We start from the raw sequence: 24,104 nt of genomic DNA on the forward strand, positions 1-24,104 counted from the left end.
CATAATTGCCGACAGTTCGGCCATTCGGTCAGCTCTCAGGAACGCTTGATGGAAATAATCCCCTCAATATTATTGAGGCGGTTAATGATGCTGTTCAGGTGCTCGAGGCCGTTGATGGTGATGGTAGCGGAGATCACGGCGCTGCCGTCCTTTGTTTCTCTGGAATTGAGCGAATGGATAAAGATGTGCATATTGAAAAGCTGCTGGGTCACGTCGGCAAGCAGGCCGGAGCGGTCGTTCGCCACAATTTCCAGCGTGGATTTAAATTCTTCCTTGACTTCACCCGTCCAGTGCGCCTTGATCCATCTTTCCGGTTCTGGCGCGTCTTGCAGATTCTGCGGAACGTTGGAACAGGTGCGCTTATGGATGGAAACGCCGAAGCCCCGGGTAATAAAGCCGATGATGTCGTCCCCGGGCAGGGGGTTGCAGCAGCGCGAAAACTTAATCAGGCAGTTGTCCATCCCGTCGACTGTAACGCCACCCACGGGCTTCTTCGGCGTCTGCTTGGCAGGGGGCTGTGCAGGCACAGCCACAGGCGGACGCTTGTCCTTCATATAGTCTTCTTTAATTTTGGGCATGATCTTCCAAAGCTGGATTCCGCCGTAGCCGATGGCGGAGTATACGTCGTCCGCCGTGACGCAGTTCTGCTTTGCGCCGATTTTTTCCAGCAGGGCCGCAAGCTCGGACTCGCTCATTTCAATGCCGTTCCTTCTGAACTCGCGTTCCAGCTCCGCTTTTCCCTCAACGATATTCTCATCGCGCTTCTCACGTTTAAACCATGCGCGTATTTTATTGCGGGCCTCGCTTGTTTTGACGATTTTCAGCCAGTCACGGCTGGGCCCGCGGGTCTCTTTGGAGGTCAGGACTTCAATGATCTGACCGGTTTTTACTTTGTAATCAATCGGTACAATCCGCTTGTCCACCTTGGCGCCGATCATCCGGTTGCCGACGGCGCTGTGAATGGCATAGGCAAAGTCGATCACAGTGGAGCCGGACGGCAGGTTAATGACATCGCCTCTCGGCGTAAAGACAAAGACCTCCTCTGGGGCCAGATCCGATTTGATGGTGCGCACCAGATCGGTCGCGTCCCCGCTGTCCTTCTGGCTGTCCAGCATCTGGCGGATCCAGGCAAGACGCTGTTCCAGCGAATCGCCGCTCTTCCCGCCAAGACCGAGCTTATATTTCCAGTGAGCCGCGATTCCGTATTCCGCGGTATGGTGCATTTCCCACGTTCTGATCTGCACCTCGAACGGGATTCCGTCCTTCCCGATCACCGTTGTATGCAGGGATTGGTATAAATTCGGCTTCGGGGTGGAGATATAATCCTTAAATCGGTTCGGAATCGGGCGGTACATGTCGTGAATAACGCCCAAAACGTTATAACAGTCGTTTACCGTATCAACGATGACGCGTACGGCGTAGATATCGTATATTTCATCCATGGAGCGTCCCTGAATAAACGTCTTCCGGAAAATCCCGTTAATGCTCTTGACTCTTCCTTCCAGATAAACGTTGGGAATCAGCGGCGACACGCGTTCAAAAATACACTTTTTAGTCCGTTCAATAAAGGCTTTCCGCTCATTGCTCCGCAGCTCAAGACTGCTTTCAATCTCCTCATAGGCCACGGGGTCCAGACATCGGAGGGAAAGGTCTTCCAGCTCCTCTTTCACGGCCCGGATGCCCAGACGGTGCGCAATCGGGGCGTAAACCTCCATGTTTTCCAGCGCCTTGTCGCGCTGCTTCTGCGGCGGCATGAATTCAATGGTGCGCATATTGTGCAGGCGGTCGGCCAGCTTAATAATGATGACCCGGATATCCTCCGCCATGGCGATCAGCATTTTGCGCAGGTTCTCCGCCTGCTGTTCCTCCCGGGAAGAATACGGAATACGGCCGAGTTTTGTTACGCCGTCCGTCAGGTTGGCAATTTCCGCCCCAAAGCTCTTTTTCAGCTGCTCCAAATTGACCGGCGTATCCTCCACGACATCGTGCAGAAGGCCGGCGGCAACGGATTCGGTGTCCATACCCAGTTCCACAAGAATGCACGCAACCGCGACAGGATGGGAAATATAGGGCGCGCCGGAAAGGCGCTTCTGTTCCTCATGGGATTTTACCGCGAGCTGATAGGCGCGGTCTATCACATCCATGTCATATTCATGTTCACTTTCCTTGATTAAAGCGACCAAACGGTCATACGTCATTAGCGGCCACGCCATAGGGTTCACCCTCCTTTCCCAGAGAATATAAATGATTCAGTATGTTGGAGCGGAACAAGTCCACTTTCTTTTCCGTATGTACTATTTCTACCGTACAGATATTGCCGGATTTCTCCAGCGTAATCAGATGATGCTCAGCAAGAACGTCCAGTGCCGTCAGAAGCTTTGCAAAACCGATCTGCGCGGAGCCGGTTTTCGCCAAAAGGCTTTCCGCTTCCCCGCGAAAGCCGTTCCCCGCACGCACCGCGCGGTAAACGGCGGCAAATTCGTTCCGGTCCGGTATCAGACCGGAAAGCTCTTCCTGCGACAAAGGTTCTTCTCTTTTGGATTTCTCATAAAGCGCAAGCCCGGCAATGACTTCGTCCAAATCCACATCGGAGCGTTTCAGGTCTTTGATATAGATGGAAAGCGTATTTTTTCCGTTGTACTCCCGCGCTTCCAGCGTGACCGCAAGGTCGAGCAGATCGCCGGTAGAATACGGGAACTGCTCCAGCGTGGTGCCGAATTTCATGCAGCGTACAGCGGCGGTACCCTGCGTCACAGTTACGCGCAGATGCTTTCCCCCGCCGACCGGCGTGATGTCGGACAATGTCATATGATACAAACCAAAGAGCGGCGACGGATTTCCCATCCCGAACGGTTCCAGTGCCTGTACGTATTCGGGAATGTCCAGCGTCAGCTGCTTCGGTTTTAAAAGGCAGTCGATTTTTAAAACGGGAACCGGCATTGGGCCGGAAGCGGCGTAAGCATTGATCGTTTTGCGGAACGCGGCGATGTTTTCCGTCGGCAGCGTCAGACCGGCCGCCATCGGGTGCCCGCCGTAGCGGGTAAGCAGCCTGTCGCAGGAACGCACCGCTTCAAAAAGGGAAAATCCCTCAATGCTTCTGCCGGAACCCTTGGCTTCTTCACCCGAATAGGAAATGATAATACTCGGTTTTCCAAACTGCTCGGTAATTCTGGAAGAAACAATTCCGATGACGCCGTGGTGCCAGTTTTCGCCCTCGATAACCAAAACACGGTCGTAAAGCCGCTGCGGCTGTTCCTTTAACTGCTGCAGTGCTTTCTCATATATTTCTCTCTCAATTTGGCGCCGGTATTCATTTTCGTCATTGATATCGCAGGAAAGTTCTCCCGCTTCGTCCGGATACTCGGTTAACAGCAGACGGACCGCCCTGTCGGGGGAACCGATCCGCCCCGTCGCGTTGATACGCGGCACAATGGTAAAGGCAATATTTCCGGACGTCAGTTTCCGCCCTTCCATCCCCGCCTGCTCCAGCAAAGAGCGAAGGCCGAGCCGGTCGGTGCGGGAAATCATCCTGAGCCCCGCTTTGACAAAGCTGCGGTTTTCTCCCGTCAGCGGAACGATATCACCGATCGTCCCGATCGCGACGAGATCGGCGTAATTATCGAGAAGAGCCGTTATATCACAGTCTTCCCCTTCCAGAGCCATAATCAGCTTAAAAGCGACGCCGACTCCGGAAAAATCTTTATAAAGACTTTTGCAGTCGCTTCGGTAAGGGTCCACAACGGCACAGGCACGCGGCAGCTCCGCGCGCGGCCGGTGATGATCCGTAATTACAACGTCCATGGAAAGACTGTTGGCATAATCGACTTCTTCGATCGACGATATTCCGTTATCCACCGTAACAATCAGGCTGACCTGCTGCTCATGCAGTGTTTTGATCGCGTTCCTGTTGAGGCCGTAGCCTTCCCCTTCACGCTCCGGAATATAATACAGCACATTTGCTCCGCAGGATTCCAGATAGGAATACAGCATTGCGGTAGAGGTAACCCCGTCGGCGTCGTAATCCCCGTAAACCGCTATTTTTTCAAATCCGTCCACAGCGCTTAAAACACGGTCAGCCGCCTGACGCATATCGGCCATCAGAAACGGATCGGAAAAAGTCAGTTCGGACTGAAACAGCTCCCGGATGTGCTCCGGCTCTGTGATTCCCCGTGCCTGCAGCAAAACCGCCAGGAGTTCGGGGATTCCTGTTTCATTCGATATTTTTTGCGCAGATCGGCCATCACAAGGAAAGACCTGCCACTTTTTTATACTCACGCACTACACCTGCCCCATAATTTCTTATTGTATCATTTTGATAAAAAATATTCAATATTTATCTGCATCCTATCACATCGAAGCGGCCACGGTTCCCCATGCATAATAACAAAAAGCCACCGATGACTGCCGGCGACCACAGAAACGGGTCAGCCGGACAGACCGGTGGCATGGATTCAAATAACGGTTTTCACCCGCGTAAAAGCCTTAAGCGTTTGCCTGCGCCCTTTTTGCAGCCTTGTGGTTCTGCCACATGACGTACATCGGACCGGCAACGCAGACGGAGGAATAGCAGCCGGTAACAATACCGACCATCATCGGCAGGGCGAACGTCGTTACACTGCTCAGGCCGTAAACAGCGCCGACAATATACACCGTCGCAATGGAGGAAAAGGTGCATCCGGCGGTATAGAGGGAACGGGTAAAGGTCTGATTGATGCTGGTATTGACCAGAACCGAATACGGAGTCTTCGGTCCAAGCAGCCTGCGGTTTTCTCTGATACGGTCGTAAATGATGATGGTATCGTTCAGAGAATATCCCAAAATGGTCAGAACAACCGCAATAAAGCTGTCGTTGAGCGGCATTCTGAAGATAATAAAGGTAAAGTAAACCATCGCGATATCATGCAGAAGGGCGATAATCGCCATAACGCCTGCGGACATACCGCCGATTTTCTTAAATCTGAGCGCGACATAAAAAATCAGAAGCAGGAAGGCAATCGCAATCGCCGCGATACATTTTGCAAAGAAGTTACGTCCCATGGACGGGTTGATGGAGCTTGATTCGACAACCTGGAAAGCCGCGTTCGGGTACTTCGCCGTAAGCGCTTTGGCAATTGCCTGCTGGTTGTCAATGGAAATGGAATCCGTTCCCGCAAAGGAAATGGAAACATTGTTTTTGGCTTCCGAGCCGTCGGCGGATTTCACGTTCTCAAGAATACGAACGGTAACATCCTTTTGCGTGGTATCCTGAACAATCTTCTCTACATCCTCCTGTACAATCTTTCCGGTGTAGGAATATTTGATGACCGCGCCGCCGGTAAACTGAATGTCGAGCTGGGTGCCGAAAATGATATTGAAAATCAGACCGATGGCCATGATTCCGATGGAAATGCCGAAAAAGATTTTCCTGTTTTCAAAAAATTTGATGTGAAAGGTTTTCATTTTGCGGCACCTCCATATAACCATTTGCTGCGTGCGAACTTAAACCCGGAAAGGGACTTTGTCATCAGGCGGGTCGCCGTTACGCCGAACACGAAGTTGCCGACAATACCAATGAGCAGAGTATAACCGAAGGAATAAATGGAACCGGTGGTCGACGGGCCAAAGATCATGGAAAGAATGTTCGTCGGTCCGAAAACGCCCATCAGGATCAGAGCAACGATAATAACGGTGATATTGCCGTCGAAAATCGCCCAGAAGCTGTTATCGTCACCCTTCTGGATCGCACCGTCAAGCGTTTTGCCCGCCCACAGTTCCTCTTTGATTCTGGATGCGGTAATAATATTTGCGTCCACGCCCATGCCGATGGAAAGGATAATACCGGCAATACCTGGCAGGGTCATGGTAAAGCTGTTTACAAACGGGAAGTAACCGGAAACAGCCGCAAAGGAAAGCGCGATCTGGCCAAGCAGCGCAATAATCGCGACAAAACCGGGAAGTCTGAAAACGAAAAGCATAAAGATACAAATGATAGCGAATGCAATGCAGCCGGCAATCAGCATGGCGTGCAGGGAAGAAGCTCCCAGCAGAGGGCTGATCGTGCTGAAGTTTGTAGTGGTAAGCTTAAAGGGAAGCGCACCGGCAGTGATCTTGTTTGCCAGGGCGGATGCTTCCGCAGCGGTAAAATTGCCCTCAATAGAGCATTTACCGTCCGTAATGACCGCGTTGACCGTCGGGCTGGAAATCATCACATCGTCCATCCAGATGGAAATGACTTTTCCCTGCAGGCGCTCGGTCGCTTCCGCGAATTTTTCGGTTCCGCTGTCGTTCAGTTCAAGGCCGACCATGTACTTGGAGGTACCGCTTGTCTGGTCCTGAGACATCTCTGCTTTGGCGCTCTTAATGTCGCTGCCCTGCAGGATGATGGCGTCTGCGGTAGTTCCCTTCGGGGTTTTATAGACGGGTTGTCCATCGGCGTCTGTTTCCGTCGTCGTGTACTCGCCGCCCTCGCGGAAGGTAAGCAACGCTGTTGCGGAAAGCTCCTGGATTGCGCTTTCCGGGTCAAAAGTGGTTTCGCCGTTCTTCCACGGGAAGCGGACAATAATCCGGTCATGATCGTAGTCCGTATACAACTCATAATCGGTAATGTGTTTGCTGGTCATACGAACTTCAATAATGGATTTGGCGGAATCAATTTGTTCCTTGGTTGCCTTAGTCGAAGTTGCGGGGCTGAACGTAGCCTCGACGCCGCCGTTGATGTCAATTCCCCATCTAATGTCGCTTACACCCTTTATGTAGGTGTTCGAATTATCCCCGTTTTGTCCCTTAATACCAAAAGTAGCGGTATAAGTTAAAAACAGTATGAGGAGGGCGACGATGAAAAAAACTGGTTTTGCTACTCGCTTCATTCGTAAATCCTCCAATTTTGGTGTTCTGTGAATCCTCGCAGACGTAACAAAGTTTATTATATTGTTATTGCCCCAAAAAGTCAATCGATTTGGCAAGATTATTAACGGATACAGTCAAAAAAAGAAAGGGAGCAGCGCTCCCCTTCCCCTATTTGCTCAACAGCTTTTCCGCCGCCGCCAGCTGAACACAGATACAGAACAATTCCATCGCCTGTTCCAGTTCCGCCACGGGCGGGTAAGTCGGCGCAACCCGGATATTCCTGTCGTTCGGATCCTTGCCGTACGGATACGTCGCGCCCGCGCCCGTAAGAGTGACTCCGGCCTCCTTGCAGAGCGAAACCACGCGCTTTGCGCAGCCGTCCAGAACATCCACGCTGACAAAGTAACCGCCGTTCGGGTTGGTCCATTCGGCAACCCCCTTGCCTCCCAGCTCCGATTCCAGGCTGGAGATCACCGTATGGAATTTCGGTTCCAGCAGAGCACGGTGCTTTGCCATGTGCTTCATCACGCCGTCCATATCCTTGAGGAAATAAATGTGGCGGAGCTGATTCAGCTTATCCGGCCCGATCGTCTGGAAGGAATAATGCTCCCTCAGGACGGCGAGGTTGCTCTCGCTTGCCCCCATGGCCGCGATACCCGCACCCGGGAAGGTGATCTTGCTGGTGGAAGAAAAGAAGATAGGCAAATCGATATTGTTATATTTCCGGCATTCGTGCCAAAGGTTCAGCAGGGTGTCCGGAGTATCTGTCAGGTCATGAACACAGTAGGCGTTATCCCAGAAGATTTTGAAATCCTTTGCCGCCGGCTTCAGGGCCGCAAACCGCCGGACCGTTTCATCGGAATAGGTAATGCCCGTGGGGTTGGAATATTTCGGCACGCACCAGATTCCCTTGATCGCCGCATCGTCCGCGATCAGCTTCTCTACCACATCCATGTCCGGGCCGGTGGCAAGCATCGGCACGGCAATCAGCTCAAAGCCGAAATATTCGGTGATGGCAAAATGCCTGTCATAGCCGGGCGAAGGGCACAGAAATTTAACAGGACCCTGTCTGCCCCACGGCTCGCAGCCTGCAAAGCCATGCGTCATGGCACAGGATATCGCGTCAAACATCATGTTCAGGCTGGAATTTCCGCCGACGATGATATTGTGATCGTCCACGCCCATCATTTCCGCGAACAGCTCCCTCAGTTCCGGCAGGCCGTCCGGCAGACCATAATTGCGGCAGTCGTCTCCGGTTGAAGAATGCATATCGGAACCTGAATTCAGAGTATCCAGCATTTTCATGGAAAGATTCAGCTGATCCGTCGCCGGTTTTCCACGCGCCATATTCAGTTTAAGGCCCTGGGCTTTAAACTGGTCGTAGCGGTTCTGTAAGTCTGTTTTCACTTTTGACAGCTCGGAATCTGACATGGATAAAAATTGCAACATGAGCATCTCCCTATCATAATATGCAAAATACATATGTAAACTCCTATTATTCTAATATATGCCGCGGTGAAATGCAAGTTTAAAATAAAATTCCTGCACTTTCATCAATCTTCATGAAATTAGAATCCTAAGAACCCATTTCTATGTATTACATTTAAGAAGCTGCCCAAAAGGGTCTCGATGGAAATCACTTCAAATACTGCGCAAGCTCAATGTCCACCTTCTGGATATGATTCAGAAGCCAGTTCATCAGAAAATAATTGGTTTTGGATACCAGCGCGATGGAAGCGCCTTCTTTTGAAAGATCGTTTTTCAGATCGGCAATCTGTTTCTTAAAATACTCATGCAGTTCCTTATGCTCTTTGTACTTCGGATAGGCGCTGCTTCTCTGCAGCTTTTCCTCGTCCGAAAAATGCTTGATGGTATAGCCCTCCAGAAACTCCAGCGTTTTGAAAATTTCTTCCTTGCCCTTGCCCTGATTGCAGGCGGCAAAGAGCTGGTCGATCCGGTCGCATAGCTCCTTGTGTTCCCCGTCGATCAAAGGCACGCCGATTTTCAGGCTTTCTTTCCACATTGCCATAAAAGACACATCCTTTCTGTTTCCTATATCAAATCCCAAAAAATTTCCTTATTAAAATTCCGCCGTGCCGGTCGTGCGCGGGAAAGGCAGCACGTCGCGGATATTGGCGATTCCTGTCAGATACATGACCAGACGCTCAAAGCCAAGGCCGTAACCGGCGTGCTTTGTGCCGCCGTAGCGCCTCAGGTCGAGGTACCACCAGTAATTTTCCTCATCCAGATGGAAATCCTTCATGCGCTGCTGCAAAACGTCCATGCGCTCCTCGCGCTGGCTGCCGCCGATAATTTCACCGATTCCCGGCACCAGCAGGTCTACCGCCGCCACCGTTTTGCCGTCGTCGTTCAGACGCATATAGAATGCTTTGATTTCTTTCGGATAATCGGTCACAAAAACCGGCTTTCCGTAAACCTTTTCCGTCAGATATTTCTCGTGCTCGGTCTGAAGGTCGGTTCCCCACTCCACTTTATATTCAAACTGGTCGTTGTTTTTCTTTAGAAGCTCAACCGCCTCGGTATAGGTCACGCGGGCAAAATCGGAATCGACGACATTCTGCAGACGGTCCACAAGGCCCTTGTCGATAAACTGATTAAAGAACGCGATATCGTCCGGACAGGTCTCCATAACATATCCGATGACGAATTTAATCATCGCTTCCGCCAGCTCCATGTCGTCCTGCAGGTCGGCGAACGCAATTTCCGGCTCTATCATCCAGAATTCCGCCGCGTGACGCTGGGTATAGGATTTTTCCGCACGGAAGGTCGGGCCGAAGGTGTATACCTTTCCAAAAGCCATGGCCATGCACTCGGCTTCAAGCTGCCCCGAAACCGTCAGCGAAGTATGCTTCTGGAAAAAGTCCTGTGCATAGTCCACCGCACCGCTTTCCGTCCTGGGAGGGTTGTCCGCGTCCAGCGTGGTCACGGTGAACATCTCTCCCGCTCCCTCACAGTCGCTGCCGGTAATCAGCGGAGTATGAACATAGACAAAATCATTTTCATTGAAAAATTTATGAATCGCAAACGCGGCGGCGGAACGGATGCGGAACGCCGCGCTGAACGTATTGGTGCGCGGGCGCAGATGGGCGATCGTACGCAGATATTCCAGAGAATGGCGTTTTTTCTGAAGGGGATAATCCGGCGTGGACTGGCCGTCCACCTCCACCTGCGCGGCATGGATTTCAAAAGGCTGCTTCGCTTCGGGCGTTAAAAGCAGTTCGCCCGACACCGTAAGAGCCGAACCCACATTCAGCTTTGCAATCTCTGTAAAATTAGAAATTTTATCGGATTCAAATACAATCTGGACTCCCTTAAAGCAGCTTCCGTCATTCAGTTCAATAAAACCAAGCGCTTTGGAATCCCGGATCGTGCGTACCCAGCCGCAAACCATGACGGTTTTCCCGCCGAGTTCCGCCGTTTTGGAATATAATTCGGCTATTTCAGTCCTTTTCAAGCTGATACCTCCTAAATATTAGCAACTTATGAATTATTCTTATATTATAACACGAAGCTACTCTGTGCAATACCAAAAACGCAGGAATTTCCGCAAAACTTCAAATATCTGCAAATTAGGGGTTGATTTTTCCCGGAACATTCGATATAATATCAGAGTTGCCTGATGTGAGAGCAACTTAATTGCCACTTGGAGAGGTATTCTAATGGTAAGGAGCCACATTGGAAATGTGGTGTGCCGCAAGGCATTGTGCGTTCGAGTCGCATCCTCTCCGCCAAGAAAGAGCATCCGCATTTGCGGGTGCTCTTTTTCATGAATAAGGATAAAAAAACATCTTACAGCAATTCCATTTCAGTTTACGAAAAAAACGCGTTCCTCCCCCCTTCAGCGGGGAAGGAACGCAACCTTGTTGCAGAATCAGCTGGAAATGCTGTAGCAGTTTAGCAGAAAGGACGCGGAAATGTAATGGTTTCAAAACAAGCCGTATCGTATTTATCAAAAGATATGCTTTTACATATTGATATGCTGGAAATCCTGAAGCGGAAGGACACCGAAGTGTTGAAGGCGTCCGACCGGGGCGTCCTGCTTTACAATGAAAGCTGCGGCGTCTATATGATCAGCGCGCAGGACGGGCAGACAGCGGAAGAAATGCTTTCATCCGTCAAACGGCCCGAAGTGATCGTCACGCATCAGAATTTCTGTATCGATACGGTTCAGAAGCAATTCCGGTTCCGCAGGAAAACAGCCTGCCATCAGGCTGCATATTTTAATAGGGACCCGCTGCCCGTACCGGAGTCCCCGGCGGTGATCCGCCCGCTGGACGAATCCTATCTGCCGTTTCTGTTAAAGTACTATTCCCTCGCCGGCATCGTGTCGGTGCAGGAACGCCTGGAATCCGGCTCCATGTTCGGAGCGTTTCTCAGCGGCGCGCTGGCAGGATTTGCCGGCACTCACGCGGAAGGCTCCATGGGTCTGCTGGAAGTGCTTCCGGAATACCGCCGCCAGGGCATTGCCGTCGTACTGGAAACCTTCCTCGCCAACCATTTCCTGGCGGAAGGCCGGGTTCCGTTCGCTCAGATCATTGCCGGAAACACGGCTTCCCTAAAGCTGCAGCAAAAGCTGGGCTTTACCGTTTCAGAACAGGCCATCTGCTGGCTGGAGTAGCGTCTCCCCGCCCGACGGATGCTCCGGCCTGACAAAAGACAGATAATAATAATCGTTGATCTGTTTGCGAAAGTCGGCGCCCAGACGGTAAAAGATTCCCATCGTTTCATAAAGGACTTCCGGACCCGCCGCCGTACATACCAGCTGCCCGCCGGGCTTCAGGAGACCGTAGAGGATTGTAAAAAGCCCTTCCCTGTTGTGAAGCGCGGCCGATTCGCTTTCCAGCACAATATAATCGTACTGCCTGCCGCCGAAATACAGCTGAACGTCTTCGGCAGGACCCTGAACACATTCCCTGCAGATGGTTTTCAGCTCCGTCATATTATTGCTCCGTTCAGACAGATAATAGAGTTCCACATCCTTGCAGCCGTGGCTTTTACATACATTTTTCAGCTGCAGTACGGTGGTACCGAAGGAACCGCCGATTCCCAGAATGCTGACCTCGTTTTTACTGCCGTAATCCAGAACATTTAGCACGTTGAAGTCGATCAAGCCCGCTATATAGGCGTCGACCCCGAACTTTACAAAAAACAGCCCCTTGTTTCTGATGGCAAGATTTTTATCCTTTTCATATTCCGCATTAAACGTACGGGCGCCAAAGTGATGGACGAACGTGTCCTTTGCCAGAATGGTCTTATACCCCATTCTTCTGATGCTGAAGCAGATGGCGTCGTCATCATAGCACCCGGGATTGAAATCTTCGTCAAATCCGCCCAGCACCTTTAGAATTTCCGTTCTGTAAATAGCGGCGTAAACCGTCATCTTCAGACGTTCCTCCCACAGATCGGGGTTGCTGACATTGTACCGCTCCGCAATCCTCTGCATTTCCTCCATCGACTGGCACGGCAGATTGATCTGCTGATAATTGCACGACGCGTCACAGACCGGCACCACCATGCCGATTTTCGGATCGGATTCGAAACAATTCAGAAGGTTGTCAAGCCAATGAGCGGTAACGACGACATCATTGCTGACATTCATGGTGTATTTTCCTTCCGCTATTTTGAACCCGCAATTGAACGCTTTGCATACGCCGATGTTTTCCGGAAAACTGATTTTTTTCTGATTCGGCAGGCTGTTGAAATATTCTTCCGTGCCGTCCGAGGAACCATTATTAATGGTTATCAGCTCGAAATCGATGTGGGAGGTATAACGATAGATGCTTTCTATACACTGCCTGGTATAATCCAGATGATTGTACGCGAGCACCACGATGCTCACCAGCGGAGATACTGTTTCCCTGTTTTCGATCTGCGCCGCTTCCTTTTGCTCTGTACCCATCTTCCCGCTCTCCTTAAATGAATTGGTTCACTCCGGTAACGGCGTAACTCACCCGATCTCCGTTTCACAGAAGTTCATCCTATTATTATATGAACAGGCTGAGGCAATTGATATTTTCAAAAGAGAATTTTTATTCCAAGCAAAACTTACAATGACAATTTACGGGGGAATCCAATCATGACAGTTTATCAGCAAATCCTTATCGCCTGCCCTCTGGTGTTTCTGGCAAGCTTTGTGGACGCGGTCGCGGGCGGGGGCGGACTGATTTCTCTGCCCGCATACTACCTGACGGGCATGACGTCTCACTTTGCCATTGGCTCCAACAAGTTTTCTTCCTGTATCGGCACGATGTTCTCTACCGGAAGGTTTTTAAAGAGCGGCAGCTTCCATCTGCGCGTCGCTCTCGTCTCGGCCGGATTTGCCCTGGCTGGAAGCTACGCCGGCGCGCGGCTGGCGCTCTTCCTGGACGACCGTTTCCTTCGTCTCGCCATGCTGGTGCTTCTCCCCTTTGCCGCCGCCGTCATCTTGCTCTCACGGAAAAAGGACAGCTCGGATATCAGCACTTTTGAAAAGATCCCCACACGGCGCGCCATGATCCTTTCCGCGGGGATCGGGCTGGCTCTCGGCATGTACGACGGCTTTTTCGGGCCGGGCACCGGCACTTTTCTGATTATTGCTTTTACTGCTTTCCTCGGGTTCGACTACAAAACGGCCTGCGGCAATACCAAAGTTGTCAACCTGGCCTCCAACGTAGCCGCGCTTGTTACGTTTGTTGCGGCGGGAACGATTCAGTATTCCGTTGCGGTTCCCGCGGCAGTTTGTTCCATCGCCGGCCACTGGATCGGCTCCGGACTGGCAATTAAAAAAGGGGCCCGGTTCATCCGGCCCGTTATGGTCTTCGTACTGGTACTCCTGTTTTCCAAAGTCGTTTACGACATGCTGATAAAATAGGAATTATAATAAGGATGAGAAAAGCCCCGGACCTCCGTAAAACGGTCCGGGGCTCTGCTATGCAAAAAACGGGGAATGGCTTATTTATTGATTCAAGGTCTCATTCATGCTTCCGGTGCGGTAGCCTTTGATATCCAGCGCAATATAGGTAAACCCGATCTCTTTGAATCTGGAATCAATTTTGCCACGCGTCTTTCCGTCCAGCATTGCGGCAAAGCCGTTTTCATCCGTCTCGATACGTGCCAGATTTCCGTGAAAACGGACGCGTACCTGATGGAAGCCCAAATCAAGCAGATACTGTTCAGCCTGATCGATCATGCGCAGCCTGTCCGGCGTAATGTCCTCCCCGTACGGAAAACGAGAGGATAAACAGGCAAAGGACTGCTTGTTCCATGTGGGAAGTCCCAGCTTTTTGGAAAGCTGGCGGATTTCCGCCTTCGTAAGACCGGCCTCCCTCAGGGGGCTTTTAATCCCCAGTTCCGCGACAGCCATCAGGCCCGGGCGATAATCCCCGTTATCGTCCGAATTGGAACCCTCGATAACATTTTCAATTCCTTTTGTCTGTGCGATTGCTTTAATTTTGGAAAAAAGCTCGGACTTACATAAGTAGCATCTGTTGGTCGGGTTCTTGGAAAAACCGTCGATATTCAGTTCTTCGGAGTCTACAACGATATGTTCGATGGAATTGTCAAACGCAAACGCCGTTGCCTCGTCCAGTTCCCTTTTGGGGAAACTGAGGGAACGCGCCGTAACGGCAATTGCCTTGTCGCCCAAAACGTCATGGGCCACTTTCAGAAGAAAAGTGGAATCAACCCCGCCGGAAAAAGCGGCGGCTACGCTTTTCAGACTTCTTAAATATTCTTTCAGGTTCTCATACTTAATCTCTAATAAATCCATATCTGTCCCCATCAATTCTATTTTTTCTCATACCTGATATCATACTGATTTAATCCTATCAATTCCTATCAGATTAGTATTCATTTTATCTTAAATCCTTCGGATTGTCAACCGGAAATGGTCTGCAAAAGGGGGAAGCCGAATTGCGTTTTCGGCAAAAGCTCCTATTTGTCATACATAAATCTTCCGAGATTTCAATAAAATAATAAAGTTTTCGGAAGGGCCTTAAAAAGTTGATGAACAGGCCGACATTTGTTATAATCGACTTATAAAACGAAACATTGGTGGTGTCGCGTTTTGAACAGAAAAAAGACGAATAAGACAGCAAAGTTAGCAGCAGTAATCGACATTGGTTCGAATATGTTGAAAATGAGAATATCTCAGTTGAAAAAAGGCGAAATCGTTGATCTGGATATCCTGGAGTATCCCCTGAGCCTCGGTCACGAGGTCTTTACGGAAGGAAAAATCCGGTTTGAAAGCCTGCGGGAGCTCTCCCGCGTTCTGCACGGATACTCTTCCATTATGGACGAATACGGAGTTGACCAGTGCAAAGTCGTGGCCACCACCGCATTCCGGGATGCCAAAAACAGGTCCTACGTTGTCGACCAGCTGAAAATCCAAAACGATATTACGGTTCAGGTCTTGGAAGACGACCAGGAAAAAACGCTGATTTATTCCGAAATATTAAATTTCCTGAACAGAATCGAAAATAAGAAGAGCGAAAATGCGCTGATCTCTTACATCGGCGCGGGAACCATCGGATTTTCCGTTTATAACGGCAAGCATATGGTTTTTTCTCAGAACATCCCGATGGGCGCGCTGAAGCTGCATGATATGCTGGGAAATATTCAGGAGCTGACAGAGGACTTTTACACTGTTGTAGAAGAATATCTTCATTCGATTATCGGACATATCAACATTCCGTTTAAAAAGGGGACCGTGTCAAATCTGATCCTGACCGGCAACGAAATTCAGCTGATTGCAAAAATCTGCGGCGTGGAGCCGGTGGACGACTGTTACACCATTCCCACGGCAATGCTCACCGACCTGTTTAAGCGGGTACGCTCCATGTCCCAGGAAAAGATCGGGATCGAGTACGGTATCACCGAGGAAACCGCGGAGCTGCTGTATTCCGCTCTGGCCATTTATATCTCTCTGATCGATTTTACCACTTCCGATTATATCATTTCGCCCAAGGTTGAGCTTTGGGACGCATTGATGCGGCTGATGCTCATCCCGAAAAGCGGGGATGAATACTTTGAACATGTCCGTGCAAATGCGATTTCCTGCGCACAGGAAATCGCCAAAACCTACAACTGCAATCAAAAACATTCCGATAATATCCGAAAATTCGCCTGCCGTATTTTTGACAAAATGAAGGGCGCCCACGGCCTTGACCACAGGAAAAGGCTCCTTCTGGAGCTGGCGGCTATCCTGCACGACAGCGGGCACTATGTGACGGCCAAGCAGCACCTTTTGAGTGCGTTCGACCTGATTAAAGACATTGACGTTTACGGAATGACCGACGATGAAATGCTGATTACGGCGTATGTCTCCCGGTACAACGAATACGACGTGCCGAATTACGATGACGTTGAATTTATCCGCACCAGCGACAAGAACAGGCTGATCGTTTCCAAGCTGGTGGCGATTTTCCGGCTTGCCAATGCCCTGGATAAATCGCAGAAGCAGAAGCTGAAGGATATTAAGGTCAAGCTGGAAAACGACAAGTTACTCATTACAGCGGAAAGCAACGATAACGTCTATTTGGAAAAATGGGCGTTTGAACAGTGCGCCCCTTTCTTTAAGGAGGTTTTCGGATACAATCCGGTGCTCACCATCAAATCATCTCTTATATAAAAAGGCTGTGTGTTGATCATGAACGATATCATCGAAAAAATAAAAATTCCCTATATCAACCGTGAACTGAGCTGGATGGACTTTAACGGCCGGGTGCTGGAAGAAGCTTTTGAACGGGAAAACCCGATCATGGAGCGCATCCGTTTTCTGGCGATTACCGCTTCCAATCTGGATGAATTTTTTATGGTACGCGTAGCCGGCGTGAAAGAACAGGTAAACTCGGATTATCGGGGCGAGGACCCTTCCGGCCTGAAGCCGAAACAGCTTTTGCCCCTGCTTTCCCAGAAAATCCATGCCTTCACGGAAAAACAGTATTCTTGTTTGTACCGCTCCATTATGCCGGCAATGAGAAAAAGCGATATCAGCTTTATCCTTCCTGAGGAAATGAGCCCCGACCAGCTGCGTTTTATTTCCGATTACTTTGGTAAAGTGCTCTTCCCCGTGCTGACCCCGCTTGCGGTGGACACAAGCCGCCCGTTCCCCCTGCTTGCAAATAAAAGCCTGAATATTGCGGTACGGCTCAAGGGTGAGGAAGATTCCTATTTCGCCGTCGTACAGGTACCGTCGATTCTGTCCCGGTTTCTGGAAGTTCCCTCCACCCGCGGCAAAACCTATGTCCTTCTGGAAAATGTCATCATGTATAAGCTGGAAGAGCTGTTCGAGCTCAGCAATATTCAGTCCGCCTGCCCGTTCCGCATGACCCGCAATTCGGATCTGGACATTGACGAGGAGTCGGAGGACCTGCTGATCGAAATACAGAAATCCATTAAAAAGCGCAAACGCGGCAAGCCCGTGCGTCTGGAACTGATACAGAAATGCGACGTTGAGACGCGGGAATTTCTGATTGATATGCTCGACGTCAGCGAGGATGAAATATATGAGCTGCCCGGCCCGCTCGATCTGACCTTTTTCTCAAAATTCGCCTCCATTCCGGAATTTAAAAGCCTGTGCTTTCAACCGATCGAGCCGGTCTATCCCCCCGCCGATTTCTGGGGCTACGACGACATTTTTGAAGCCATCCGCGAAAAGGACAGGATGGTTCACCATCCATATGAAAGCTTTGACATCGTGGTTGATTTCGTCCGCAGGGCGGCGGAAGATGAAAACGTGCTGGCAATCAAACAGACGCTTTATCGCGTCAGCGGACATTCCCCGATTGTGGCGGCGCTGATTACCGCGGCGGAAAACGGCAAACAGGTCACCGTACTGGTGGAACTGAAAGCGCGCTTTGACGAAGAAAACAACATTCTGTGGGCAAAAAAGCTGGAGGAAGCCGGGTGCCATGTCATCTACGGTCTGGCCGGACTAAAGACCCACTGCAAAATTTTGCTGGTCGTCCGCCGCGATGAGGACGGCATTCGCCGGTACCTTCATATGGGAACGGGAAATTACAACGATTCGACCGCAAAAATTTATACAGACATTGGCGTCTTTACCTGCAAGGAGCCTTACGGAACGGACGCTTCTTCCCTGTTTAACGTGCTGACTGGGTACTCCCGCCCGCCGGAATACAACCGGTTCGTGGTTGCGCCGCACGGAATGAGAAGTTTTTTCCGGCGGATGATCGAAAAAGAGATTGAAAACTCCCGTCAGGGCCTGCCCTGCGGGATCACGGCAAAGGTGAATTCCCTTGTCGATCCCGATATTATCGAGCTGCTGTACAAAGCCTCCCAGGCGAACGTTCCGGTACGGCTGCTGGTGCGCGGGATCTGCTGCCTGATTCCCGGGCTGCCGGGAACCAGCGAAAATATTACGGTCTACAGCATCGTCGGCCAACTTTTGGAGCACAGCCGCATTTTCCGCTTTGAAAACGGGGGCAGCCCCAAAATCTATATGGGAAGCGCGGACTGGATGCAGCGCAACCTCGACCGGCGTGTGGAGCTTATATTTCCGATTGAGGAAGAAGACCTGCGGCAGCGGGCGTTCGCGATATTGGACCTGATGCTGAGCGACAATATCAATGCCAGGATCATGCAATCCGACACGGTGTACGCTCATATTGATAAACGCGGAAAGGCCCCCTGCAATTGCCAGATTGAATTTTCCCGTCTGGCACAGGCGGCGGTAAACAAATATATAGAACAGGACGGCAATAAGCCATTCCGCCCAATTTACAGTGTGGAACTCAGGTAATTTTAAGGATAAAGGAATCAGGGAAAGAGGAAACGTATGAAAAGAATCGGAATTTTAACAAGCGGCGGGGACTGTCAGGGACTGAACGCAGCGATCCGCGGCGTCGCCAAAGCGCTTTATGTTGAGTTTAAGGAAAACGTCGAGATCTACGGAATCAACGACGGATACCGCGGCTTGATTGAGGGCAGCTACAAACACATGAAGCCGGACGATTTTTCGGGTATTCTGACCCTTGGCGGCACCATTCTGGGCACTTCCCGCCAGCCCTTCAAGCTTATGCGCGTGGTGGACGAAAACAGTGTCGACAAAGTCAAATGCATGAAAGACAACTATAAAAAGATGAAGCTGGACTGCCTGGTGATTTTGGGCGGAAACGGAACCCATAAAACCGCCAACCTGCTGAGCGAAGAAGGCCTGAATATTGTCACCCTGCCGAAAACCATCGACAACGATGTCTGGGGCACCGATATGACGTTTGGATTCAGCAGCGCAATGGAAATCGCGACAAACGTACTGGACTGCATCCACACCACCGCGACCTCTCACGGCAGGGTGTTCATTGTGGAAATCATGGGCCACAAAGCGGGATGGCTGACCCTGCACGCGGGCATTGCGGGCGGGGCGGACGTGATCCTCCTGCCGGAAATCCCCTACAGCATTGACAGTATCGCCCAAACGCTGGAACAGCGCAACAAACACGGTAAACGTTTTTCCATTCTTGCCGTAGCGGAGGGCGTGATCTCCCAGCAGGAATCAAAAATGAATAAAAAAGAGTTCAAAGCATCGAGGGCAGGGATGCCTTATCCCTCCATTTCCTATCGGCTTACAAGGGAAATCAGCGAGAGAACCGGCCAGGAAATCCGCGTGACGGTTCCGGGGCATTTTCAGCGCGGCGGAAGTCCCTGCCCCTATGACAGGCTTCTGGCAACGCGGTTCGGCACCGCGGCGGCAAAACTCATTTCCGATAAAAAATACGGAAATATGGTGGCTCTGCAAAACGGAAGCATCGTTCCCGTTCCATTGAATGAGGTTGCAGGAAAGCTGAAGGGCGTCCCAACAGATTGCGAGATCATTCAGACCGCAAGGGACATCGGCATCAGCTTCGGCGATTGAGAAAGAGGGGAATCATATGAAACCGAGCAAAAACAAGAAACCCGCCGTCGTGGCGGTTACCATGATGATCGGCGCGATTTCCGCCGCCATGATGGCATTTACGGCCGTACTGAACATCTGCGCTTTTATCAGGATTGTTCGCTGTACCAATACGGTACAGAAATCACTGCCTGAAATTGAAAAAGCCGCGCGGCTCTACAGAAAGAACCACACGGCGGAAAAAACGGACAGCGAACAAAAAAACGGATAATCTATCTTCCAGAAGCAAGCATCCGCCGGCTGAGCCGGCGGATGCTTGCTTTACAGCAATTCCATTTCAGTTTGCAAGATAAAACATGTCACTCCCCCGCCTTCGGCGGGGGAGTGACACAACCTTGTTGCAGATCAACCGGAAACGCTGTAGATTAAATTTTTATGATACCGTAATGTGGTCTTTGAGACCCGCGAACGTTTTTTCGCCGATGCCGCTGACCTTCCTGATTTCCTCTATGCTTTTAAAAGAACCGTTTTTCTCCCGGTAATCCACAATTCGCTTCGCGATTACGTCGCCGATTCCGTCAAGGCCGTCGCTCAGCTGCTGGGCGGTGGCAGTATTGATATTGATTTTTCCGTTGACCGCCGGGGTCTCGTCCGCAATCTTCTCCGATTTGGATGAAAGGGCGGAAGCTGCGGAGGACGAAGCCTCCGATCCGGTTTTCGGGATATACGTTTCATCAGCCGACGCAGAAGCGTCCGTCGTGACAACAAGATCGGAAAGAGAAACTTCGGGCACATAAAACGCGTTATATCCGATGATGAGGGCAAACAGTACCGCCGCGATTACCATGAGATACCGCACATGCAAAGTTTCATCATCCATGCTGAAGCCACCTTATCCAGCGCTAATCCTGCTTTAGCTTTTTCAGAAACTGAACAAAGTAAGCCGGAAGCTCGCTGGTGATTTCCATGTATCGCCCGTCACGCGGATGAAGGAATCCAATCACCTTAGCGTGCAGACACTGGCCGTTCAGGTTCGGAACGGGTTTCTTCGGGCCGTAAACCGCATCCCCCGCAACCGGATGCCCAATGTACGCCATATGCACCCTGATCTGATGCGTGCGACCCGTTTCCAGCCTGCACTGCACATGGGTAAATCCGTTGTACCGTGCAAGAACATGATAATGCGTAACGGCATTGCGGGAGTTCTTTTCGGTCACCGCCATCATCTTCCGGTGGAGCGGGTGTCTGCCGACAGGCGCGTCGATCGTCCCGTCATCCTCTTTCAGATTGCCGTGGACAACCGCCTCGTAGAGGCGTGTAAAGCTGTGCGCCTTTATCTGCTCGGCCAGCTTCCGATGGGAAAAATCGTTTTTCGCCACAATCAGCAGGCCGCTTGTATCCTTGTCTATGCGGTGAACGATGCCTGGCCGGATAACCCCGTTGATTCCGGAAAGCGAATCGCCGCAGTGCGCCAGAAGGGCGTTGACCAGCGTACCGGTGTGGTTACCGGCAGCCGGGTGCACTACCATCCCCTTGGGCTTATTGACGACCAGCAAATCCGCGTCCTCATACAGAATTTCCAGAGGAATTTCCTCCGGCTGGACATCCAGCTTCTCCGGCTCGGGAACGACGAGGTCAATGCAGTCGCCTGCCGCACCCCGGTAGCTTTTCGTAAGGGGCTTTCCGTTCAGGGTCGCATTGCCCCGCTCAATCAGCTTTTCCGCCGCAGAGCGCGTGATATTTTCCGTCTTTTCGCTGACAAGCTTGTCCAGCCGGATACCGGAATCTTCCGGATGTATCTCAATTTGAATCATCTTCTGCATTATTTTGTACGGATAACCTTTTCTGCGTTGCTGTTTAAATCGGAAAAAAACAGGATATGAATCATTAAAAACACCGTTCCGACCGTTACGCAGCAATCGGCAAAATTAAAAATCGGAGGAAAAAAGCTGACGGAAATATAATCGACAACGTAGCCATACATCATCCGGTCAATCAGGTTACCGATTCCCCCGCCGATAATCAGCGTACCGGCCGCATAGGAAAAGAAATTATGCTGCCTGTATTGGAACAGGGCGTAAATGATGACGGCGGAAATAGTCAAAGTCACCACAACGAAAAGCCAGCGCTGGTTCTGCAGCATTCCGAACGCCGCCCCCCGATTCTGAATATAAAAGATTTTTAAAAAGCCATTGATCACATGAAAGCCGCTGTTAGGCTGCAAATTGGACGTAACCAGCAGCTTGAGAATCTGGTCGATTGCGACAGCCGCCGCTGCAAGCAATAGTGCAATAATTGCCAACGGAATCTCTCCTTTTGTATGGTATGATGATGATTGGAAAAGGGCGAACCAGACAGCCCGCCCTTTTTGCAGTTATTGAAAGCTCATGCGCAACGGCAGGGAGCATTTTTAATGACGGTCGTAGATGCCTTCGGAAGAATCCTCGCCGTCGGCAGTTTCATCTTCATCGCTGAACTGAATAGAACTGAAATGCTTCGGCTTTCCCTCCGGCGGGAAATCGTCCTCATCGAAATTGGAAACCTCTGTGTTAAACAGGCGGTCCTGCTTCTCAGAAGGAGCCGATTCTTCCATAGGCTGAGCCTCTTCCTCAGCCGCGGGGGACGGAGAAGCCGGCTCCGGCACCAAAACCTCCGCATTCTGTGCAGGCACGGGCGCTGCTTCCGGTTTATGCGCCGGCAGAGCGTCAATTAAGGTAAGGTGCTCTTTATAAAGGCCCAGCAGCTTGGAACGGAAATCCGAAACAGTCTGCTGAAGGCGCTCCATTTCCTTCTGCTGCTCGGTCACGCTCTGTTTGGCGCCGGAGATAATCCGCTCCGCCTTAATGTTGGCGTCCTTTACAATAATTTCAGCCTTGTGGCGGGATTCGCGGATGGAAGCATCGCCCAGCTTCTGGGCGCTGACAAGGGCATTTTTGATCTCATCCTCTTCCAAACGGTAGTCTTCCACTTTTGCAGCCAATATTTTCATTTTTTCAAGAAGCTGTTCGTTTTCCGCTTTCAGCCTTTCATACGCTTCTTTTTGTTCCAGATCTTTTTTGAGAAGCGCATCATAGGATTCCTTTACCTGATCGATAAATTGGTCCACATCGTCGGTACGGTACCCGGAAAAACCGGATTTTCTGAAACTGGCGTTAATAATATCGTTCATTGATAGCATGTTCGAGCCCTCCGTTAAATATATTTCCTGCCTGTAATACACAATCTGCCTTTTTTTGTGACGGGCCCAAGGCGGTCAAGAACAAAGCGGCCCTTTCCCCTGATGGAGAGTTTGCTGTCCGGCGCGACAGACGCCGACACCGAAGTGTTCACTTCGTGGTTCAGCATCACCAGCCCGGCGCGAATCATCTCTGATGACTTTTCCCTGCTTGTGCCGATGGCAGCCGCGACAATACAGTCCAGCCGCGCGGAAGCGACAACCGCGGAAAAATCTTCAAAGCTTCTGCCAACCGGCAGCGGCAGTACGGCGCCTTTGACCAGATGAACACCCACTCTGCCGATTTTCTGTGTCTGGGACAAAAGATAATCGGTTACCTCGCTGCGGGAAAAAATCACGCAGCGGCCCTCCTCCACAAGGATATCCCCGAGCGTTTCACGCTGGAGGCCGTTTGCAAGGAGAGCGCCGAGAAAGTCGCGGTGGGTAAGCGTATCGCAGGCACGATAGCCTGTGGTAACCGCGGCAATGGGAAACGATTCGGCATCCGGCTCTGCAAAGTCCGGAAATGCGCCAAAAACTACACGCTCCGAGCCGCCGTATCCGCCCCAGAGCATATAGTTTTTAAAGGAAAGACGATTCATGATTTTCTGTGCCGCAAGCGCCTGACGCTCGTCTAAAAAGCCCACAAAGCGGGGCTTCGCTCCGCTTTGCGCCAGACGTACGGCATCGCAAAGTTTTGCTTCAAAAATTGCGTCGGCCGACTGTTTCTCCATTAAAAATAAACACCGTTGTTTTCCAGCTCATCTAAAACGTCGTCACCCGTCAGGTCAACGTTATAGGGCGTTATAATGAAGGTGCTTGTGGCGACCCTCTTGATCTTTCCGCCGTTCGCGTAAGCGACGCCGCTCAAAAAATCAATAATACGGCGGGAAACATCCTTGTTTGTATTTTCAAGATTTAAAACCACCGTATGCATTTTCAAAAGCTCGTCCGCCACTGCACAGGTCTCTTCGCCGAAGCGCTCCGGCTTAAACAGAACGACCTGCAGCTGAGCGGTCGCATGGATATTGACGACCTTGTTTCCGCTGTTCTGCACAGGTGCGCGCTTAATGGTATCGCGTTCACGGATTTCGGCTTCCTCGTTCTGACGGGAGGAAATTTCCTCCTGCTGAACACCGTCATAATCGTAGTCGTACTCGTCTTCCGGCGGGTTCCACATATCTTTGATTTTTTCTACAATTCCTGCCATCG

General features: G+C 50.9%; 21 protein-coding genes and 1 tRNA gene. 7 read left to right on the top strand and 15 right to left on the bottom strand.

The window, feature by feature from the left end; translation table 11 throughout:
- Positions 1 to 35: 35 nt before the first annotated feature.
- The 7 genes from ACRQU7_RS10400 to asnS all read right to left on the bottom strand — a co-directional run bounded on the left by ACRQU7_RS10400 (position 36) and on the right by asnS (position 10,300).
- The gene (locus tag ACRQU7_RS10400; RefSeq protein ID WP_444640662.1) at positions 36 to 2,213 is read right to left on the bottom strand and encodes a RelA/SpoT family protein; all 2,178 of its coding nucleotides are present in this window, start codon (positions 2,211 to 2,213) and stop codon (positions 36 to 38) included.
- A complete protein-coding gene (gene recJ, locus ACRQU7_RS10405; protein WP_141825307.1) occupies positions 2,188 to 4,275 on the bottom strand; it encodes a single-stranded-DNA-specific exonuclease RecJ in 2,088 nt (695 codons plus the stop codon). The genes ACRQU7_RS10400 and recJ overlap by 26 nt, the downstream gene beginning before the upstream one ends.
- A gap of 207 nt (positions 4,276 to 4,482) precedes the next feature.
- Positions 4,483 to 5,439, bottom strand: a complete 957-nt coding sequence (gene secF, locus ACRQU7_RS10410; protein ID WP_444640665.1) for a protein translocase subunit SecF — start codon at positions 5,437 to 5,439, stop codon at positions 4,483 to 4,485.
- Positions 5,436 to 6,845 (bottom strand): preprotein translocase subunit SecD, encoded by a 1,410-nt coding sequence (locus ACRQU7_RS10415; RefSeq protein ID WP_444640667.1) that lies wholly within the window; start codon positions 6,843 to 6,845, stop codon positions 5,436 to 5,438. Before ACRQU7_RS10415 ends, secF begins: the two co-directional genes overlap by 4 nt.
- Positions 6,846 to 6,993: 148 nt before the next feature.
- Positions 6,994 to 8,274 (bottom strand): aminotransferase class I/II-fold pyridoxal phosphate-dependent enzyme, encoded by a 1,281-nt coding sequence (locus ACRQU7_RS10420; RefSeq protein ID WP_444640669.1) that lies wholly within the window; start codon positions 8,272 to 8,274, stop codon positions 6,994 to 6,996.
- A gap of 187 nt (positions 8,275 to 8,461) precedes the next feature.
- Positions 8,462 to 8,854: a bacteriohemerythrin gene (locus ACRQU7_RS10425; protein WP_141825310.1), complete on the bottom strand. Its 393-nt coding sequence runs from the start codon at positions 8,852 to 8,854 to the stop codon at positions 8,462 to 8,464.
- A gap of 51 nt (positions 8,855 to 8,905) precedes the next feature.
- A complete protein-coding gene (asnS, locus tag ACRQU7_RS10430) occupies positions 8,906 to 10,300 on the bottom strand; it encodes an asparagine--tRNA ligase (RefSeq protein ID WP_444640671.1) in 1,395 nt (464 codons plus the stop codon).
- A 191-nt stretch (positions 10,301 to 10,491) separates the two neighbouring features.
- On the opposite strand from asnS, the gene ACRQU7_RS10435 reads away from it, so the two are divergent.
- Both ACRQU7_RS10435 and ACRQU7_RS10440 read left to right on the top strand, forming a co-directional pair.
- A tRNA-Ser gene (locus tag ACRQU7_RS10435) sits at positions 10,492 to 10,577 on the top strand.
- A gap of 188 nt (positions 10,578 to 10,765) precedes the next feature.
- Positions 10,766 to 11,464 carry a GNAT family N-acetyltransferase gene (locus ACRQU7_RS10440; protein WP_444640673.1) on the top strand — a complete coding sequence of 233 codons (699 nt, stop codon included), beginning with the start codon at positions 10,766 to 10,768 and terminating at the stop codon, positions 11,462 to 11,464.
- Here the strand turns inward: ACRQU7_RS10440 and ACRQU7_RS10445 are convergent.
- Positions 11,435 to 12,745 carry a glycosyltransferase gene (locus ACRQU7_RS10445; RefSeq protein WP_444640675.1) on the bottom strand — a complete coding sequence of 437 codons (1,311 nt, stop codon included), beginning with the start codon at positions 12,743 to 12,745 and terminating at the stop codon, positions 11,435 to 11,437. The genes ACRQU7_RS10440 and ACRQU7_RS10445 overlap by 30 nt on opposite strands.
- Before the next feature lie 177 nt (positions 12,746 to 12,922).
- On the opposite strand from ACRQU7_RS10445, the gene ACRQU7_RS10450 reads away from it, so the two are divergent.
- Positions 12,923 to 13,696: a sulfite exporter TauE/SafE family protein gene (locus ACRQU7_RS10450; protein WP_444640677.1), complete on the top strand. Its 774-nt coding sequence runs from the start codon at positions 12,923 to 12,925 to the stop codon at positions 13,694 to 13,696.
- Positions 13,697 to 13,780: 84 nt separating this feature from the next.
- Here ACRQU7_RS10450 and larE read toward each other — a convergent pair whose 3' ends face one another.
- Positions 13,781 to 14,593: an ATP-dependent sacrificial sulfur transferase LarE gene (larE, locus tag ACRQU7_RS10455; RefSeq protein WP_444640679.1), complete on the bottom strand. Its 813-nt coding sequence runs from the start codon at positions 14,591 to 14,593 to the stop codon at positions 13,781 to 13,783.
- Positions 14,594 to 14,977: 384 nt separating this feature from the next.
- On the opposite strand from larE, the gene ACRQU7_RS10460 reads away from it, so the two are divergent.
- The 4 genes from ACRQU7_RS10460 to ACRQU7_RS10475 are packed head-to-tail and all read left to right on the top strand — an operon-like array spanning position 14,978 to position 19,949.
- On the top strand, positions 14,978 to 16,453 hold the full coding sequence (locus tag ACRQU7_RS10460) for a Ppx/GppA phosphatase family protein (protein ID WP_444640681.1): 1,476 nt from the start codon (positions 14,978 to 14,980) through the stop codon (positions 16,451 to 16,453).
- Positions 16,454 to 16,471: 18 nt separating this feature from the next.
- On the top strand, positions 16,472 to 18,586 hold the full coding sequence (locus tag ACRQU7_RS10465; protein WP_444640683.1) for an RNA degradosome polyphosphate kinase: 2,115 nt from the start codon (positions 16,472 to 16,474) through the stop codon (positions 18,584 to 18,586).
- Between the two features lie 36 nt (positions 18,587 to 18,622).
- Complete coding sequence (locus tag ACRQU7_RS10470; protein WP_141825318.1) at positions 18,623 to 19,699, top strand: 6-phosphofructokinase; 1,077 nt, start codon at positions 18,623 to 18,625, stop codon at positions 19,697 to 19,699.
- Positions 19,700 to 19,715: 16 nt separating this feature from the next.
- Positions 19,716 to 19,949, top strand: a complete 234-nt coding sequence (locus ACRQU7_RS10475) for a hypothetical protein (RefSeq protein ID WP_444640686.1) — start codon at positions 19,716 to 19,718, stop codon at positions 19,947 to 19,949.
- Between the two features lie 162 nt (positions 19,950 to 20,111).
- On the opposite strand, the gene ACRQU7_RS10480 is transcribed toward ACRQU7_RS10475, so the two are convergent.
- The 6 genes from ACRQU7_RS10480 to ACRQU7_RS10505 all read right to left on the bottom strand — a co-directional run bounded on the left by ACRQU7_RS10480 (position 20,112) and on the right by ACRQU7_RS10505 (position 24,102).
- A complete protein-coding gene (locus ACRQU7_RS10480; RefSeq protein ID WP_444640688.1) occupies positions 20,112 to 20,558 on the bottom strand; it encodes a ComEA family DNA-binding protein in 447 nt (148 codons plus the stop codon).
- A gap of 22 nt (positions 20,559 to 20,580) precedes the next feature.
- Positions 20,581 to 21,501 (bottom strand): RluA family pseudouridine synthase, encoded by a 921-nt coding sequence (locus ACRQU7_RS10485; RefSeq protein ID WP_444640690.1) that lies wholly within the window; start codon positions 21,499 to 21,501, stop codon positions 20,581 to 20,583.
- Positions 21,501 to 21,980: a signal peptidase II gene (gene lspA / locus ACRQU7_RS10490; protein ID WP_052010595.1), complete on the bottom strand. Its 480-nt coding sequence runs from the start codon at positions 21,978 to 21,980 to the stop codon at positions 21,501 to 21,503. Before lspA ends, ACRQU7_RS10485 begins: the two co-directional genes overlap by 1 nt.
- A gap of 108 nt (positions 21,981 to 22,088) precedes the next feature.
- Complete coding sequence (locus tag ACRQU7_RS10495) at positions 22,089 to 22,856, bottom strand: DivIVA domain-containing protein (protein ID WP_444640693.1); 768 nt, start codon at positions 22,854 to 22,856, stop codon at positions 22,089 to 22,091.
- 14 nt (positions 22,857 to 22,870) lie between these two features.
- Positions 22,871 to 23,626 carry a YlmH/Sll1252 family protein gene (locus tag ACRQU7_RS10500; protein ID WP_444640695.1) on the bottom strand — a complete coding sequence of 252 codons (756 nt, stop codon included), beginning with the start codon at positions 23,624 to 23,626 and terminating at the stop codon, positions 22,871 to 22,873.
- Positions 23,626 to 24,102 carry a cell division protein SepF gene (locus tag ACRQU7_RS10505; protein WP_038324326.1) on the bottom strand — a complete coding sequence of 159 codons (477 nt, stop codon included), beginning with the start codon at positions 24,100 to 24,102 and terminating at the stop codon, positions 23,626 to 23,628. Before ACRQU7_RS10505 ends, ACRQU7_RS10500 begins: the two co-directional genes overlap by 1 nt.
- Positions 24,103 to 24,104 lie beyond the last annotated feature (2 nt).

This window comes from Caproiciproducens puteiluti (assembly GCF_052442865.1).
Taxonomy (GTDB): Bacteria; Bacillota; Clostridia; order Oscillospirales; family Acutalibacteraceae; genus Caproiciproducens.